The sequence below is a fragment of the Cytophaga hutchinsonii ATCC 33406 genome (assembly GCF_000014145.1).
GTDB classification, from domain to species: Bacteria; Bacteroidota; Bacteroidia; order Cytophagales; family Cytophagaceae; genus Cytophaga; species Cytophaga hutchinsonii.
In genome coordinates this window covers 454,981-472,162 of the sequence record NC_008255.1, presented here as the reverse complement: position 1 = coordinate 472,162, position 17,182 = coordinate 454,981, and the positions used below count along the sequence as shown (strand labels likewise).

Genomic DNA, 17,182 nt, shown 5'->3' with positions numbered 1-17,182 from the left:
TTTTGTACTACCATGTATTTTATAAAAACGTATTCAGAATGGTCATTACTTCTTCCTGCGTTTTAATTGTAAACTTGGCAGAACTATTTTTAACGCCAACTTTAATTGTAAGCGCATTATCCGGAAGCGCTTTAAACATGTCTTCATCAGTCCGGTCATCTCCAATAGATAAAATAAAATCCGGCTGATACAGATCACATATTTTCCGCGCAGCAATCCCCTTATCTACATCAGAAGGTTTCATTTCAATTACTTTATCACCATCAATAATGGCGAGATTTGATTTTATCCCAACTTTGTTTTCCAGTTCTTCAATAAATTCTCTGGAACGGATATGAGCATATTCTTTTTCTGTATTTCTGTAATGCCAGGCAAGTGATGTTGATTTATTTTCAATAAAAGATCCGGCGCAACGATCGGTATACTTCTGAAACACCGGCAATACAGAACGCTTCCACTGATCATTGTAATCATATTGCAGCTCCCAATCCTGACCCGGAATACGTAAGAACGCGCCATGCTCTGCAGACAGAATTGTATTTGGATCAAAGATATAATTCAAAAACTCTTTATCTCTTCCGCTTATGATAGCAACATTTACATTAAAATCACTGCTGAGTTTTTTTAATACATCAACAATACCTACACTTGGCTTAGAACTGGAGGGGTCAGGAACAATGGGAGATAAGGTTCCGTCATAATCCAATAAAAACAAGCGCCGGCTTGATTCATCAAAAATCTGTTTGAAACTTTTTAACACATCCTGGTTTATAATTTTCTCTTCGAATTCCATTTGTTTCAATTTTATAATATCTAATTGATCCATGTAGTCTTCTGTCCATTTAAATATATCATACACACGGATCCGGTCCTGCATCATCTGCATACGTTGTGTCTGCTCCTGCTCGTCCATGGTTAATGCCTGAATAATGGCTGCGGCCAGTGTCCTCTTGTCTGTTGGGTTGATCAGTATTGCACCATTCAATTCCAGCGACGCACCTGCCATTTCACTTAAAATCAATACGCCTTTTTTATCGGTACGCGTAGCAACAAATTCTTTTGCAACTAAATTCATCCCGTCACGGATGGGCGTGATGAGTGCCACATCGGCCAGTGTATATAACGCGCCTAATTCTTCAAAGCTTAACGAACGGTACAGATATATAACCGGACGCCAGCCTAAGGTACCGTACTTACCGTTAATGCGGCCTACCGCTTCTTCCAGTTCGTGTTTCATCTCAGCATACTTCAGGATTGTTTCACGCGAAGGAACTACAATCATTGTAAGTACAACACGTGTATGCCATTGCGGATACTGATCCAGAAAATATTCAAACCCATTTAACCGATGGATCAATCCTTTTGAATAATCTAGCCGGTCAACGGAAAAAATATTTTTCTCTGCACTGAGGTCTTTTAAAAACTCTTTCCTTTTTTCAATTACGCCCGGATCATTATACAATTCCTGAAATTTATTATAATCAATGCTGATGGGAAATGTGTCTACCCGCACGATCCTGTTTGGAATACTTATGTCGCGGGCAGTAGTATCATAGCCTAATACACGCTGCACACTTCTCAAAAAATACTGGCTGTAATCATTGGTATGAAAACCAACCAGATCTGCGCCGATCATACCTTTTAACAATTCTGTTTGCCATTGTTTCGGAAGCAAACGAAAAATTTCAAACGTTGCAAAAGGGATGTGATGGAAATAACCGATAGAAGCATCCGGATTTTCTGAACGGAGCATGCCAGGCAATAACATCAGCTGATAATCCTGTATCCAGACCATATCTCCCGGACGGATAAAGGCATTAATCTGATCTGCAAATATTTTATTTGCTTTTACATACGCTTCATAATCCTCTTCATTAAAGCTGGTGAGATAGGGATAATAATGCGAAATGGGCCAAATCGTACTGTTACAAAATCCTTCGTAATACGCATCATTTAGTGCATCTTCAATTAAGACAGGATGTACAATAAAATTTTCATTTTCAACCTGCGTTTCTCCCTCCTGTAAAATATCTGGTGTGGAATAACCAAACCAATGAATTTTTTGATTTTTACCAAACACATCTCCTTTTTCTGCCAATGATAGGATAGCGGAAACAAGCCCTCCTGAATTTTGTTGTAATACGCGCTCTCCGCTTTCTTTAAACGTAACTTTAAAAGGTATTCTATATGCTACAATAATTAATCTTTTTTCGTCATTCATCTTTTACTCCTTTCGTTCTTATATATATGATGGACGATCTAATTTTTTTGCAATCCGGTAAGCAGAGTTCATAAGACCTACATGACTGTATGTTTGCGGAAAATTGCCCCATTGGCTGCCATCCAGCCCTACATCTTCACTCAACAAACCAACATGGTTTGTATATGTAAGTAACGATTCAAATGCCTTTATCGCGTCATCAATGCGACCCACAGACGCCAGTGCATCTACATACCAGAATGCACACACTAAAAAGGTTACTTCCGGTTTTCCAAAATCATCTTCGTGTTTATACCGGAATAACAAGCCATCTTTAACCATCAGATCCTCTTCGATTGCTTTTAAATGCAGGCGCGCTTTTTCAGACGAAGGATCTAAGTAATGCATACTGATCAGCTGAATACAGCTTGCATCCAGATAGGTTGAACCAACTGCTTGTGTATACACCTTGCGAACGGGATCATAACAGCGCTCAATCATTTCAGCGGCTTTGTCAATTGTTGCAGTAGATTTTCTAATCAATTCATGATCGCCATACAGCTGTCCGATCTTTAAGGCAGACTTCGCTCCTACCCAATGGAATAAAAAGGTATAGCAATGCAGTTGCTTCAAATGCCTGAACTCCCAGAGGCCTGCATCTTTTTCATTCATTGTTTTATCAATAAAAGCAAGAAGCTTATAAACGATATCCGTTGAGAACTGATTACCGTGCAGCAAGCGCCTGTCTGTAAACAGGGGTGTAATACTTGCCAGTATCTGTCCGTATACATCATTCTGAATATGTGTATATGCATCGTTACCAACGCGCACAGGCTTATTTCCTTTATATCCTTCCAGGTCTAATTCTATTTCTTCTATTTTTTTCGAACAATCAAGGGTGTACAAGGGTTGGATACGATCCAATTCATTCGCTACAATATTTTCTATGTAGTGAAAATATTTTTCTGACTCTTCAAAGTGTCCGATGGTATTGAATGCCTGTAAGGTATAATACGTATCCCGCATCCAGCAATATCTGTAATCCCAATTTCGTGTTGCTCCGTCACTTTCCGGCAGGCTCGTTGTTCCGGCAGCAATAATACCGCCTGTATCTTCATACTGATGCAGCTTAAGTGCCAGCGCAGAACGGATAATCTGTTCCTGATAAAAACTTACAATATAAGTTGTCTTTACCCAATTGTTCCAGTATTGGCGCGTCTTCTGAAGAAACTCTTCAGCCGTATAATCAATGGCAGCTTCAAGAGGCGGACCATAAGTAAAAAACATATACTTGGTTTCTGTTAGCGAAAATTCCTTTTGATCAATAATGTATGTGATCGGAATATTCGTACTCAACCGAACATCTGCATCGAGGTGCAGATAGCGGATGTGATTGCTTCCGTATGAAGTTTCCGGCTGCTGCCTGCCCCGCATGTTTCCAGGCATACATGTTACAATTACGCGCGGCTTTCCTGTCAGCACTTCAATTTTACGAACCAGCATTAACGGCCTGAAGTTCCGGTTATGCTGCACAAATCGCGGTGCAAAATCGGTTACTTTGTAGCTGCCGGAAGCGGTATGACATATGGTGACCAGTATGTTTGTATTTTCTAAATAACGTTGTTCATATGTTGTTGTATTTTCTTCGGCCGGCTTAATCGAAAACTCTCCGCCCTTTTCTTTATCAAGCAATGCGCCAAACATAAAATCTGAATCAAATCTTGGCAGACACATCCAGTCAATATTCGTATTTTTATTTACATACGCGATAAATGAGCAATTCCCTACGACTCCCATGTCGTATTTATGTGGCACCTTCATACTGTTTTTTTTTACGTTGAAAGATAAATTCTAAAAATGCGATATTATTAATATAGGAAAATATGCGCAGGATAAAAAAATATAAGAACATTAACTTGTTACTTTTATGTATATGAAAAAAATATGAATTACTGCAAACACTGATGATAAAGGGATTCAGAAGATATAATCCATATTTAATAAATTAAATAATAAAACGACTATATATATTATTATTCTGAAAATATTTATATAATACATACAATCAAAATATTTTTTTTTGTAAACAGGCATATGCATATCGTATTATCTGTTGCTTTTTCAGCTAAATCCATTTATATATACCGTGAGATTTGAATAATCGTAATTGTATTATTATTTGTTTTTATATATTAGCATAGAATTAATAAGCAACCCACAACCGTTTCAATAAAAATATATGAATATCATTCTATTACTATATGGCTTGTTTTTAATAAGCTGCGGTATCATCTCAGTAATATTTATCGGTCCTAAAGCTAAGACAGCATTAATTTCAGGCGGCACTTCAGGGCTGGTTGCTATTCTGACCGGATATTTTTATTCGTACCAGAATTCTTTTCTGTCTATAGCAGCCATCCTGATCCCCTTTGCACTATTCATCGTATTTGCCTGGCGTTCAACAAAAACTTTTTTAAGGCTTATTGAATTGATCTGGACAAAAGACGCGAATACAAATGCTAAAGCAATTGCCTTTTTAATTATCAGCTTAATGGCTATTGTTTCTATCTTCACGTTTGCTGTACAGCTCACACAATATGTGAATCTGCTTGTATTATGAAACAGTTTTTCAATGCATTCGGATTAATCAATGAAAAAGAATTAGATCTTGTCGATTCGCTTTCCAGGAAACGTTTATTAAAAAAAGGTGAATACCTAACGGTAGAAGGCAACGTATCAAACGAAATTGCGCTGATTAAATCCGGCATCCTCCGGTTGTTTTATACAAATGCCAGCGGCGAGGAAATTACCGGATGCCTGGCCTTCGACAATGAGCTCTTATCCGCTTATTCCAGTTTTATTACGCAGCAACCTTCTGAAGAAAACATCCAGGCTGTTTGCGACACAGAAATCATTACGTTAACCAAAGAAAATCTGGATTTATTGTATAGCCGTGATGCAGGCTGGCAAATGATCGGCAGAATCCTTGCGGAAATGCATTATGTAGAGCTAACAAAAAAGATCATATCCTTTCAAAAAGATACCGCCAAAGAGCGCTACAACAAACTCATCACGCAACAACCTCAATACATTCAGGCAATACCTCAATACCAGCTCGCTTCTTTTCTGGGCATTACACCAAGACATTTAAGCCGGCTGCGGAAAGAATTCTGATTTATAGACAAATGTCTGTATCTTTTTTTTTCTGAATCTTTATTTTTGAGCATATCTTTTTAACCCTTCATACATGAAAAATATTCTCATAATAAAAGGACACCCGAATAAAAACAGTTTTAATACTGCCCTTGCAGAGGCCTATAAAACCGGCGCTTCCACGCAGCAGGTAGAAATCAAAGAAATTTCCATTGCAGATCTGAACTTTGATCCCAATCTGGCATTTGGCTATGAAAAAAGAATGCCGCACGAACCAGATTTACTAGACGCCTGGGAGAAGATCAAATGGGCAGATCACCTGGTATGGGTTCACCCGGTATGGTGGGGAAGTATGCCGGCAAAATTAAAAGGTTTTATAGACCGGTTGTTTTTACCCGGACTGGCATTTAAATACAGAGAAAATTCTGTTTGGTGGGATAAGCTTCTTACCGGCAAAACAGCGCACATCATTACCACACTCGATCAGCCGGGTTGGTATTATGCATTGGTTTATGGAAAACCAAGTATCAATCAATTAAAAAAATCTACGCTGCACTTCTGCGGTATTAAGCCTGTAAACGTTACGTATATTGGTATCATAAAAGATGCAACCGAGAAACAGCGGAACAAATGGCTGCAACGCGTAGAGTCGCTTGGCAAAAAATTAAAGTAACCTGTATCATAAAAAGAATGTATCGGTTTATAAAACCGATACATTCTTTTTATAGCCATGATATTTTTCAATAATCCTGTTTTTAAATAAAAATACAGTCAGTCCGGCAACAAGTACAATGGCTGCGCCGGCTCGCAACGCAAGCGGTACACCCCAGTATTCAGAAATCAACCCGATTTGAAAATTCCCTAGTGGTGTCAATCCAATAAACATCAACACATAAATACTCATCACCCGCCCTCTGAATTCGCTCTTAACCAAGGTCTGAATCGTAGTGTTTGATTGCGATGCAAAAGAAAGCAATCCAAATCCGCTGAAGAATAATAAGATGGATGCTGTATTAATATCTGTTGAAAAACTGAATAAAAAGATGCTGATTGAAAACACAAGGGTTCCGCCGATAATAAAATACAGCGGTGATATTTTTTTAGAATACAAAGCGATCAATACCGTTGCCAATAAGGAACCTAAACCAGAAGCGGCATACAAATAGCCAAGTCCGGCGGCCCCCACATGAAAATCGTTTTTTGCAATAACGGGCAGCACTGTAGTGTACGACCACCCAAAGATTGAGACAATTGCGATGATGATAAACAAGGTACGTATGATAGGGTGCGTAAACGAATAGGTAATACCTTCTTTAATTGCATCTAATGGTTTCGTGGTATTCTTTACGAATACTTCATGTATGGTAATTTTTCGCAAAGCCAGTATTACTGCCACATAGCTCAGGGCATTTAACATAAAAGCTCCTCCCGTACCGATAACCGCAATCAGTACGCCTGCAATACTTGGCCCGATAACTCTGGCTGTATTAAACACACCCGAATTCAATGCAATGGCTGAAGGCAATTGATCCCGATCCACCAGTTCGGTTACAAATGCCTGCCGCGCGGGAGCATCCACTGCATTAACCATTCCCAGCAGAAACGCAATCACACATATTTCCCAGATTGCAATCCAATCAAATACAGTAAGAATCCCCAGCGTTAGCGCAAGAATCATTGCCGCAAACTGCGTATAAAACAATATTTCCTTTTTGGGAAAACGATCTACGATAACGCCTCCAAACAACGTAAACAATAACGTAGGTAAGGTTGAAAGTGCCATCACCAGGCCAATTAAAAACACAGACTCAGTGAGCTGAAGTACCAGCCAGCTTTGAGCTACAATCTGCATCCAGGTTCCGATCATAGAAACCAATTGACCGGAAAAATACAATTTGTAGTTTTTGCTTTGAAATGCCGGAAATGCCCCATAGATCTTTTGCACCCACGCACCGCTTTGAACAACCGGTAATTCCGGATTCGGATTCAGCATTTGCCCCTCTTCTGCAACACGTTTATCTGGCATCTGTTTTTCTATAGCTTTTATATAAGTTACTTAAAATTAGAAAAACATTTTGTGTTAATTTTGTTTCCTTAGAGAATCATATTTAAAATTAAATCAATAGACTTCTTCCTTCAGAATTAAAAAATCATACACCTTGTCTTGTATAGAAATATGCAAAACAGCTTTGATACAGTTATTGGGTTTGAAATAAATATTCTGCTCAACAAAACTCAGCGGATAAACTGTGTTGGCCCGCAGTGCCTGTGTTTCCCAGAACGCTTTTGTTTCTTTTGCATCCAGAAGTTTATTTTGCGCAGACGTTAACTTTTCCTGGTAAATGGCTTTGCTGGCCTGTGTATTGGTATTGATTTTATTTGATCCGGGAATAGAACGTATAATGCCAATGGTTGCATTTTCTGTATTGTTGGTTTTTACGATGATGTTGATTTCCTTTTCACAGGTTTTAATATCTCTATTGGCACGGTCAATGTAAAATTCTGGATTTTCAATACTGATAGAATCTGTTCTGCCATTTTCATACACCCGTGTCACCTGCATATTCCGGGGCGTAACATGCAGGGTATCTGAAGAAATACTCTGCACCTTTAATCTGAATGTACAGAATTCTTCCTGCTCCGGCTCATCGTGTATGGTCAAAAAAACGGCTGTATCATAAATACTGCAGCTTTTTACACCATTTATCCATTGTGCCTCCTGCCCGCAATCTGCCTGATATTTATATACTTTTGACGGTAAATAGCTGATTTGAAACAGTAAAATAGTTAAACCGATAATTTTCATCTAGTTATTTTCTCTATACTCTATACTGTGTTACTTATACGACTACAAACAGTCTGTGTTCTGTTTTTTCAATTTATACGCGATTTAAAAACCCGTATTACTTGATATTAAATGAATAAAAAGCAATATTTATAGAATAGTAAAATATTTTTTTAATATTAATGGACGATTTTTACAGACAAGAAACAATACGAAGGGAAAAACGGATTAAACAATATTCCATTGTTGCCCTCTTTACCATTATAATTGCAGTAATTCCGGATCTTACATTAGGAATTTATCAGGTTGCTTTTTTTATATTGGGCATCACTCCTATATTACTTTTTTCTTTTTTTGTTCGCAAAAGAAACCTCAATCTTGCAGGCACGTTGTTATTGTTCTACATTACCTGTATCATCTTTATCTCTAATACCTTCTACGGCATAGAAGCCAATACCGCTTTTTTCTACATTGCAGAATATATTATACTGTTACTGGTAATTGACCCACGCAATAAGTTTTTTCTGATCCTGAATCACGTACACATTGGTTTGTCGATTCTTTTATCACAAATTTTCACCCTGAATGAATTTAAAATTCTCAATGTAGAAGAAAAGTCACTGCTGCTGATCAGTAATGTTAACATCATCTTAGCTATACTCAGCAGTTTGTATTTATTTTACACCTATGTAGAAGAAAATATCGCAAAGGAAAATTATTTAATTGTTATGCATAAACGCATCAATACTAAAAATAAGGTAATTGAAAATGCACAGTTAAATTTAGAAACATTCATTTACCGTTCTTCACACAACCTCCAAGGCCCGATCCGCTCCATCATGGGCTTGTACAACATCAGCCAGTTAGAAAAAGATCCTGAAAAATTAAAAGCCTTGATTCAATTAACCAATGAAAGTGCAAAATTACTGGATGAAGAATTAGCAATTACCGCTCAGGTATTTAAAATCAATCAACATATTTTAAATCTTACTCATGTAAATCTGCATCAATTCATTGTAGATTATTACAATAATCCGGATATTGAAACGACCATTACTGATATCAGTAAATTCAATGCATTAGTAGATAATGAAATGCTTACAGAAGGCATGCATAATCTACATACCATTTTTTTAAAACTGAGAAAAAACGCAACTGTTTTCCCTTCATTTAAATTAGAGATTAACGGAAATATTTTTTTATTTTCATACACATTTGAATCAAAATTTATTGATGACAAATATCTGAATGTATTTTTCTCTCCTTTCCACAAAGATATTGCCTACTTATATGACCTGAAAAGTGAACCGTATCTGTGCCGCCGCATCATGGACAAACTCCATGGAGACATTGCCATTCACAAAATCAGCGATTCCATCATATCCTTTACAATTGCATCCAAATTATTGTAATTTTCCGCGCTAAATAACACTGCAAATCCTTCCCGGTCTATTTAAGTGTATTCTATTTCACAGGCTTAATTTCAAATTCTGTTGTAGAACGTCTGTGTATTCTTTATATTTGATATTGAATTAATGTACTTATGGGCATACTTTCATCCGTTGGAGCGCTTTTCTTTCACTTTTGTATTAGCCTGGCATGTACAAACCATACCGCTATTGACAAAGAAAAGTACTATAACGTATTTGCTTCTAATGATTTAAATTCCATCAACAAAGAATTGGCTCATATTCAATCTCAAACTTTCACTGAAAAACCAGCATTTGAAGGTGCATTACTGATGAAAAAAGCTGCAGTAATCGGCAATCCTAAAGATAAATTGGCTGTTTTTAAAGATGGAAATCAAAAATTAGAATCTTCTATTAAAAATACACCTAACAACGTTGAATTTCGTTTTCTGAGATTTATGATTCAAGAAAATGCACCCGGCTTTTTAGGTTATAAAAGCAATATGGACGCAGACAAATCCATGCTTGTTACGCATTTCAAAACATTGTCTCCGGAAGTTCAAAAAGCCATCCGCGATTATAGTAAAACTTCAAAAAGTCTTTCGCCTGCATTATTTCAATAATTTTCTTGAATGGAAAAAAACATCCTGATCATATACTTTAGCCAATCCGGGCAACTCACAGAGATCGTTGATAATTTCGCACAACCGTTCGAATCAGCAGGTGTATACATTGAAAAAATTGCACTAAAGCTTAAAAAGCCATTTCCATTCCCATGGACTTCAGATACTTTTTTTGATGCGATGCCGGAAAGTGTATTAGGCATACCTGTTGAATTAGAACCTATTGAATATAAAAGACCTTCGTACGACCTGGTTGTATTAGCTTATCAGCCGTGGTTTCTATCGCCCAGTATTCCTACCAGCAGCATTTTAAAAGATACACACTTCAGAAACATTCTTCAGCAAACACCTGTTGTAACATTAATTGGGGCGCGCAATATGTGGCTGAATGCGCAGGAAAAAATGAAGAAACAGCTTGCTGAAACCGGTGCGGAACTTGTCGGAAATATTGCACTTATTGATCAGCATAACAACCATTTAAGTGCTGTCAGCATCTTGTACTGGATGCTAACGGGTAAAAAAGAACGCTATCTGAATATCTTCCCTAAGCCGGGTGTTTCAGACACCGACATCAAACATGTATCTGTTTTCGGGGAAACCGTTCTCTCTCATCTGCAGGCAGGAAATTGGATAGGTTTACAGGATAGCTTAATTTTGCAAAAAGCCGTTGAGATAAAATCCAACCTCATGTTTATTGAACAACGTGCTGGGAAATTATTCTCAATTTGGGCAAATTTGATATACGGTAAAAAGAACCGGAAACCATGGGTTACAGGCTTTAAATATTATTTATTGATTGCGTTATTCATTGTTGCCCCCATTGTTGTAAGTATCAATGAAGTTCTTTTCAAACCGTTTTTGAAAAAGCAAATCAACAAAAAGAAAAAATATTATCAAGGATTGAATTAACTGGGATGTCAGCAAAAAACGTATACATTACAAAAACAGCAAGTTTTTTTCCAAATGATCCGATTTCTAACGATGAAATGGAAGAATATCTTGGTTTAATAAATGAAAAAAATTCCAAGTCGAAACGTATCGTTCTACGCAACAACGGTATAAAAAGACGTTTTTACGCAATACAAAAAGACGGCACGCCAACGCATACAAATGCTCAAATGGCTTCTTTAGCCATTCGTAAATTATTCTCTAACCGGGAAGAGTTAAAGAATATTGAGTTGTTAAGCTGCGGAACTTCCAGTCCCGACCAGATGATGCCTTCTCATGCCGTAATGGTTCATGGCTGGCTTCCGGAAACCAATGCAATCGAAGTTGTTTCCCCATCAGGCGTATGTTGTGCAGGCATGCACGCATTAAAATATGCGTTTCTTTCCATTCGTTCAGGTGATGTTTCAACAGCTGTTGCTTCAGCATCCGAACGTCTGTCAAAAGTATTACGTTCTGAAACGTTTGAAGATGAAGTTCAGAAATTATTAGAACTGGAAGAAAATCCTTCTATCAGTTTTGAAAAAGAATTCCTGCGTTGGATGTTATCTGATGGTGCCGGAGCTTTTTTGCTTTCTGACAAACCAAATACGGAGGGCATCAGCCTCCGGATTGACTGGATGGAAGCTGTTTCATATGCTAACCAGGTAGAACCGTGTATGTATATGGCCAGTGAAAAACTGGAAGACGGCACCCTTAAGAGCTATATGGATTATACACCTGAAGAAGTTGTAAACCAGTCTATCTTAAGTATCAAACAGGATGTAAAACTTCTTAGCAAATACATTATTGAATACGGTTACGATAAGTTAAAAGCTTCGTTAGAAAAACACGGTCAGTCGGTAAAAGACGTAGATTATTTCTTACCACATATGTCCAGTGATTTTTTCAAAAATAAAATATCTGAAAAACTTATTGAGAACGGGATGGAAATTCCATTTGAAAAATGGTTTACCAACTTATATACGGTAGGCAATGTTGGAGCCGGCTCTATGTATTTAATGATCGACGAATTATTCAACAGCGGCAAATTGAAAAAAGGTGAAAAGATTTTATTGCTCGTTCCTGAAAGTTCGCGATTCTCTTATGTGTTCAGCATGTTAACTGTTTGCTAGTTATATTTCATTTCATTTTTCACGAACGCAATACATACTATGAAAAAAGACGAAATTCCCCAGGACCCCAGTGTTTTGGATAAGTTTACAAAAGAAGTATGTTATGCCGTTGACGAGTCGGGCAAGTACACAACACACCTCAGCCGCGGCTGGGAAGTAAAGGCCGATGCCTTAGGTGTTACCTGGGAAGACATTGAACGTAAAGTTGCTGCAGCAAAAAAAGAAGTACTTGATGGAAAGCTAAGCCCTATCGCTTATTACGTAGAACTTCGTGTCATGGACCTGAGCATTGTCTCAGCGTATACAGGTTTTTGGCAGTGGACAATCAAAAGACATTTAAAGCCTTCCGTATTTAAAAATCTTTCAGATTCAAAACTTCAGAAATACGCTGATCTTTTTGAAGTAACTATTGATCAACTTAAAAACATTTCCGTACATGCCTAATACCTTCGAACATTTACAGGCTGCGCACTGCGAAAATGGTGTAACAACAAATCTATTGCGCAATGTCGGCGTTTCAAAAATGACCGAACCGCTTGCCTTTGGTATTGGCTCCGGATTATTTTTTATTTACATCCCTTTAATGAAAATTAACGGCGGACCAGCTATTGCATATCGCACCATGCCTGGTTTAATTTTTAAACGAACAGCACAATCATTAGGCATTGATGTTGTACGTAAAACATTCCGTTCAACTATAAAAGCACAGGAGTTTCTCGATGCATGCATCAAAGCCGGTCAGCCGGTAGGCTGCCAGGTTGGGGTATACTTTCTGAGTTACTTCCCGAAAGAATATCGCTTTCATTTTAATGCACATAATTTAATTGTGTACGGAAAAGAAGGCGACAATTACCTGGTGAGTGATCCGGTAATGGAAACGACAAATATATTAAGCACCTACGAGCTGGAACGTGTACGGTTTGCAAAAGGTGCATTGGCCCCGAAAGGTCAGATCTATTTCCCAAAACCAAATCATGAACCTGTTTCTGATGATAAGATCCGGAAGGCAATCGTTACCGGCGTTAAAAGAAACATTCGTGACATGCTGCATATCCCGGGTCCTATTGCAGGCGTAAGTGGTATCAAATACACCGGAAATAAAATAAAAAACTGGCGCGATAAATTAGGCATTGAAAAAGCAGGTTTATACCTGGCTCAACTGGTGCGTATGCAGGAAGAAATCGGTACGGGCGGTGGCGGATTCCGCTTCATCTATGGGGCATTTCTTCAGCAGGCACATGCCTTTCATAACGACGACCAATTGCTTGAAATCTCTAAATCATTTACACAGTCGGGAGATTTATGGAGAAGTGCTGCGATTCAGGCAGCAGGTATTTATAAAGGCCGTATTACTTCTCAGGCAGATTTTAATGTGATGGGCGATTACCTGCTTGAAATTTCTGAGCTGGAAAAAAAGGCATTTAAAGAATTAACTAAAATCAAATGGCAGAAATAACGAATCCTGCTATTACCATATCTAACCTGTCTTTTCACTACACTGAAAATTCAGGCGTTTATTTCAATGATTTTAATTTAACTGTTTTTGAAGGCGAACGCTTTGGTTTATTTGGACCAAATGGTGCCGGCAAATCCACCCTAATAAGCCTTATGACAGGCTTGTTAAAACCCGTAAGTGGCGTGGTGACTTTGTTCAATGAAGATATCCATGCAAAGTGTACGCGGAAATTATTCGGGTTTGTGCCGCAGGATTTCTCTCTGTATGATGAATTAAGCCCGATCGAAAATTTACAGTTCTTCGGTGCATGGGCAGGCTTGTCTAAAAAAGAAATAACAAACCGAACAACAGAGCTTCTGGATATATTAGGATTGACAGATGTTAAACATAAAGCAGTCAAAACTTTTTCAGGAGGAATGAAACGCAGGGTAAATCTGGCTATTGGTGTAATACACCAGCCCCGTATTTTATTTTTAGATGAGCCAACCGTTGGTGTAGATATTCAGACACGCCATGCGATTATTGAATATTTAAAACAATTGAATAAAGCAGGTATGACCCTTGTCTATACCTCACATCAGTTAGCCGAAGCAGAAAGTCTGTGTAACAGAATTGCATTGATAGACAATGGTCAACTGATTGCATGCAATGACATTCCGGATCTGTTAGCCTCACATCATGAAGAAGACCTCGAATCCCTTTTCTTACACTTAACCGGTAAAGCATTTAGAGATTAATATGTTTAAACTTTGGGCTACCATACGTAAAGATACGCTCCTTTTATTTCGTGATAAGGTAGGTTTACTGCTCATGTTTGTAATGCCCATTATTCTGGTATTGGTTATAACAAGTATTCAGAACAGCACGTTCGAACTGGTAAATGAAAATAAAATACCCCTGTTGGTTTGCAATAAAGATACGGCCTACACAAGTATTGAATTTATTGAAGCACTTGATCAGATCGGCATGTTCGAGATCAAACAAGTTTCAAAAGATCTTACAAACGAATCATTGAATACATTGATGCACGAAAATGATGTACTTATATCTATCATCATTCCGCCAACATTTTCGTCTTCCATTTCTCAAAAATCAACGAATGTCTCTTCAAAGGCATTACATGAATTTGGCCTGGCAGAAAACACATTAACTAAAAAAGAATTTCCTGAAAAACCCTTGCCAATCACTTTTATTTACAATCCGGTGTTACAGCAGTCCTTTCTTCAATCAATCAATGGTGCGCTTACAAGTGCCATACAAATCATAGAAGGAAAAAAATTAGTGCAGCAATTATATGTTACGCTGAATGAAAAACCTATGCCTGAAAATCTGCAAATGGAAATTCTGCAGAAAAATATTTCCATTGAAGAGATTGCAGCAGCAAAAGATGGAAGCAAAACCATTCCAAACGCTACACAGCATAATGTACCGGCATGGACAATCTTTGCCATGTTCTTTATTGTAATTTCATTAGGCGGTAGTGTAGTGAAAGAGAAATTAAGCGGAAGTTTTGTTCGCTTAAAAACACTTCCTACAAATTATCTCACTGCACTACTTTCCAAACAACTTACCTACTTAGGCGTTACGTTGCTTCAGGTATTTGTGATTTTCTCTTTAGGCATCTGGATCTTCCCGTACATTGGCTTGCCTGCGTTAAATCTTCCGGCTGATTTATTCGGATTACTTATTGTATCTTTATTATGTGGCTGGTGTGCTATAAGCTATGCCATATGCATCGGCACCTATTCACAGACGCAGGAACAGGCAAACGGGTTTGGAGCAGTATCTATAGTTATACTGGCTGCGATAAGCGGCATCCTTGTCCCCTCTTTCGCTATGCCGCAATCCTTTGCTGTAATTATGAAACTATCGCCGCTATACTGGTGCCTCGAATCGTATTACGGATTATTTCTGGAACGCGGTTCCTTAGCTGACATTCTTGAAACGACATTACCTTTATTAGGTTTTATTGTCATCATACAAGGCATAACACTTATTGGCCTTAAAAAGAAAAATTTGATTTGAACAAACATATACCATGGAAACGGCTGAATTAAAACACCAATTAAAAGAACAGATAATTAAATTTTTGAACCTGATCTCCGTAACGCCGGAAGATATTAAAGACGATGAGCCATTGTTTGGGGAAGGTCTCGGGCTGGATTCCATTGATTCATTGGAGTTGATCGTATTATTAGACAGAGAATACGGCATCAAAATTACTGACCCGAAAGATGGGCGTAAAGTATTGGTAGATATCAATACAATGGTTGCTTACATTGAACAACACAGAACGAAGTAATTTGTGAGCAGAATTGTTGTTACAGGGATCGGTATTATAAGCGCCATCGGCGATTCGCTTGAAAGCAACCGGTCATCGTTGCAAAAAAAAGTATGCGGCATCAGTACGGTTGAACTTTTTCAAACGCGTTATGCAGCCATACTTCCTTTTGGTGAAATAAAATACACGAACGAATCTCTGAAACAACAGCTGAACGTAAATACCCTTAATGTAACGCGTACAAGCCTGCTTGCGCAGCATGCCTTTGAACAAGCTATACGCGATAGTGCATTAACCGCTGCAGAAGTTTCTTCTTTTGATACTGCCTTTATAAATGCTACAACGGTTGGCGGCATGTGCCTGACCGATGAATTATACCGGGACGCGAACAATCAATCCGATCATTCGCCCTATGTTACCTCGTATGATCTTGCATCTGTTGCTATTTATTTACAGGAGCTTCATAACATACAGGGCATCTGCAATACAATTAATACAGCCTGCTCTTCGTCTGCGAACGCAATCATGTACGGAGCCCGCTTAATTAAACAGGGGAAAGCTAAACGCGCTATTGTTGGTGGTACAGACAGCCTGGCAAAATTTACCATTAATGGTTTTAATGCGCTGCATATCCTATCACCTGAAAAATGTAAACCATTTGATCAGAACAGATCGGGTTTAAATTTAGGTGAAGCTGCCGCATTTTTAGTATTAGAAACAGAAGAAAACTGTAAAGGTAAAAAAGCGTATGCCGTATTAAGCGGGTATGCAAATGCAAACGATGCCTACCATGCTTCAGCCCTCTCCGATACAGGTGATGGCCCTTACGAAGCAATGAAGCAGGCGCTGAATGTAGCGAACCTAAAAGCATCTGATATCAGCTTTGTCAATGCACATGGGACAGGTACAGAAAATAACGACAAGGCTGAAAGTTTTGCCATGCAGCGGATCTTCCATACTCCTCCCCCATTTGCTTCCTCTAAATCAAATACGGGGCATACACTTGGTGCAGCTGCCGCAATAGAAGCGGTGTACAGCATATTGTCCATCACACATCAGGAATTATATCCTGAAATAAATTTTGAGGTGCCAATCGAAGAAACCGGATTGATACCCCTACAGACATTCCGGCAAGCACCTGTAAAACATGTAATGTCAAATTCATTTGGCTTTGCCGGAAATTGCAGTTCACTTATTTTCTCTTCCCTGTAAGCA

17 protein-coding genes are annotated in these 17,182 nt (G+C 38.3%); 13 read left to right on the top strand and 4 right to left on the bottom strand.

Annotation, left to right across the window (positions count from 1 at the left end; genetic code table 11):
- Positions 1-19 precede the first annotated feature (19 nt).
- Positions 20-2,221 (bottom strand): bifunctional alpha,alpha-trehalose-phosphate synthase (UDP-forming)/trehalose-phosphatase, encoded by a 2,202-nt coding sequence (locus tag CHU_RS02020; RefSeq protein WP_011583806.1) that lies wholly within the window; start codon positions 2,219-2,221, stop codon positions 20-22.
- 18 nt (positions 2,222-2,239) lie between these two features.
- Entirely contained in the window at positions 2,240-4,021 is a 1,782-nt protein-coding gene (locus tag CHU_RS02015) for a glycoside hydrolase family 15 protein (protein WP_011583805.1), read from the bottom strand.
- 418 nt (positions 4,022-4,439) lie between these two features.
- Here CHU_RS02015 and CHU_RS02010 point away from each other — a divergent pair, with 418 nt between their 5' ends.
- The 3 genes from CHU_RS02010 to CHU_RS02000 all read left to right on the top strand — a co-directional run bounded on the left by CHU_RS02010 (position 4,440) and on the right by CHU_RS02000 (position 6,026).
- Positions 4,440-4,820 carry a hypothetical protein gene (locus CHU_RS02010; protein ID WP_011583804.1) on the top strand — a complete coding sequence of 127 codons (381 nt, stop codon included), beginning with the start codon at positions 4,440-4,442 and terminating at the stop codon, positions 4,818-4,820.
- Complete coding sequence (locus CHU_RS02005; RefSeq protein WP_011583803.1) at positions 4,817-5,374, top strand: Crp/Fnr family transcriptional regulator; 558 nt, start codon at positions 4,817-4,819, stop codon at positions 5,372-5,374. The genes CHU_RS02010 and CHU_RS02005 overlap by 4 nt, the downstream gene beginning before the upstream one ends.
- A gap of 73 nt (positions 5,375-5,447) precedes the next feature.
- Positions 5,448-6,026 (top strand): NAD(P)H-dependent oxidoreductase, encoded by a 579-nt coding sequence (locus tag CHU_RS02000; RefSeq protein ID WP_011583802.1) that lies wholly within the window; start codon positions 5,448-5,450, stop codon positions 6,024-6,026.
- Positions 6,027-6,053: 27 nt separating this feature from the next.
- On the opposite strand, the gene CHU_RS01995 is transcribed toward CHU_RS02000, so the two are convergent.
- A complete protein-coding gene (locus tag CHU_RS01995) occupies positions 6,054-7,379 on the bottom strand; it encodes an MFS transporter (protein WP_143143952.1) in 1,326 nt (441 codons plus the stop codon).
- Positions 7,380-7,472: 93 nt separating this feature from the next.
- A complete protein-coding gene (locus tag CHU_RS01990) occupies positions 7,473-8,159 on the bottom strand; it encodes a hypothetical protein (RefSeq protein WP_011583800.1) in 687 nt (228 codons plus the stop codon).
- A 161-nt stretch (positions 8,160-8,320) separates the two neighbouring features.
- Here CHU_RS01990 and CHU_RS01985 point away from each other — a divergent pair, with 161 nt between their 5' ends.
- The 10 genes from CHU_RS01985 to CHU_RS01940 all read left to right on the top strand — a co-directional run bounded on the left by CHU_RS01985 (position 8,321) and on the right by CHU_RS01940 (position 17,179).
- Positions 8,321-9,550: a hypothetical protein gene (locus CHU_RS01985; RefSeq protein WP_011583799.1), complete on the top strand. Its 1,230-nt coding sequence runs from the start codon at positions 8,321-8,323 to the stop codon at positions 9,548-9,550.
- 131 nt (positions 9,551-9,681) lie between these two features.
- Positions 9,682-10,170, top strand: coding sequence for a hypothetical protein (locus tag CHU_RS01980; protein ID WP_011583798.1), 489 nt, complete (start codon positions 9,682-9,684; stop codon positions 10,168-10,170).
- Between the two features lie 9 nt (positions 10,171-10,179).
- Positions 10,180-11,079, top strand: coding sequence for a hypothetical protein (locus CHU_RS01975; RefSeq protein WP_011583797.1), 900 nt, complete (start codon positions 10,180-10,182; stop codon positions 11,077-11,079).
- A gap of 5 nt (positions 11,080-11,084) precedes the next feature.
- Positions 11,085-12,230, top strand: coding sequence for a beta-ketoacyl-ACP synthase III (locus CHU_RS01970; protein ID WP_011583796.1), 1,146 nt, complete (start codon positions 11,085-11,087; stop codon positions 12,228-12,230).
- Between the two features lie 39 nt (positions 12,231-12,269).
- Complete coding sequence (locus CHU_RS01965; RefSeq protein WP_011583795.1) at positions 12,270-12,674, top strand: hypothetical protein; 405 nt, start codon at positions 12,270-12,272, stop codon at positions 12,672-12,674.
- Positions 12,667-13,686, top strand: a complete 1,020-nt coding sequence (locus tag CHU_RS01960; RefSeq protein ID WP_041932130.1) for a BtrH N-terminal domain-containing protein — start codon at positions 12,667-12,669, stop codon at positions 13,684-13,686. The genes CHU_RS01965 and CHU_RS01960 overlap by 8 nt, the downstream gene beginning before the upstream one ends.
- Positions 13,674-14,423 carry an ABC transporter ATP-binding protein gene (locus tag CHU_RS01955; RefSeq protein ID WP_011583793.1) on the top strand — a complete coding sequence of 250 codons (750 nt, stop codon included), beginning with the start codon at positions 13,674-13,676 and terminating at the stop codon, positions 14,421-14,423. Before CHU_RS01960 ends, CHU_RS01955 begins: the two co-directional genes overlap by 13 nt.
- A 1-nt stretch (position 14,424) precedes the next feature.
- The gene (locus CHU_RS01950; protein WP_011583792.1) at positions 14,425-15,711 is read left to right on the top strand and encodes an ABC transporter permease; all 1,287 of its coding nucleotides are present in this window, start codon (positions 14,425-14,427) and stop codon (positions 15,709-15,711) included.
- 13 nt (positions 15,712-15,724) lie between these two features.
- A complete protein-coding gene (locus CHU_RS01945) occupies positions 15,725-15,988 on the top strand; it encodes a phosphopantetheine-binding protein (protein ID WP_011583791.1) in 264 nt (87 codons plus the stop codon).
- A 3-nt stretch (positions 15,989-15,991) separates the two neighbouring features.
- Entirely contained in the window at positions 15,992-17,179 is a 1,188-nt protein-coding gene (locus CHU_RS01940) for a beta-ketoacyl-[acyl-carrier-protein] synthase family protein (protein WP_011583790.1), read from the top strand.
- Positions 17,180-17,182: the final 3 nt, after the last annotated feature.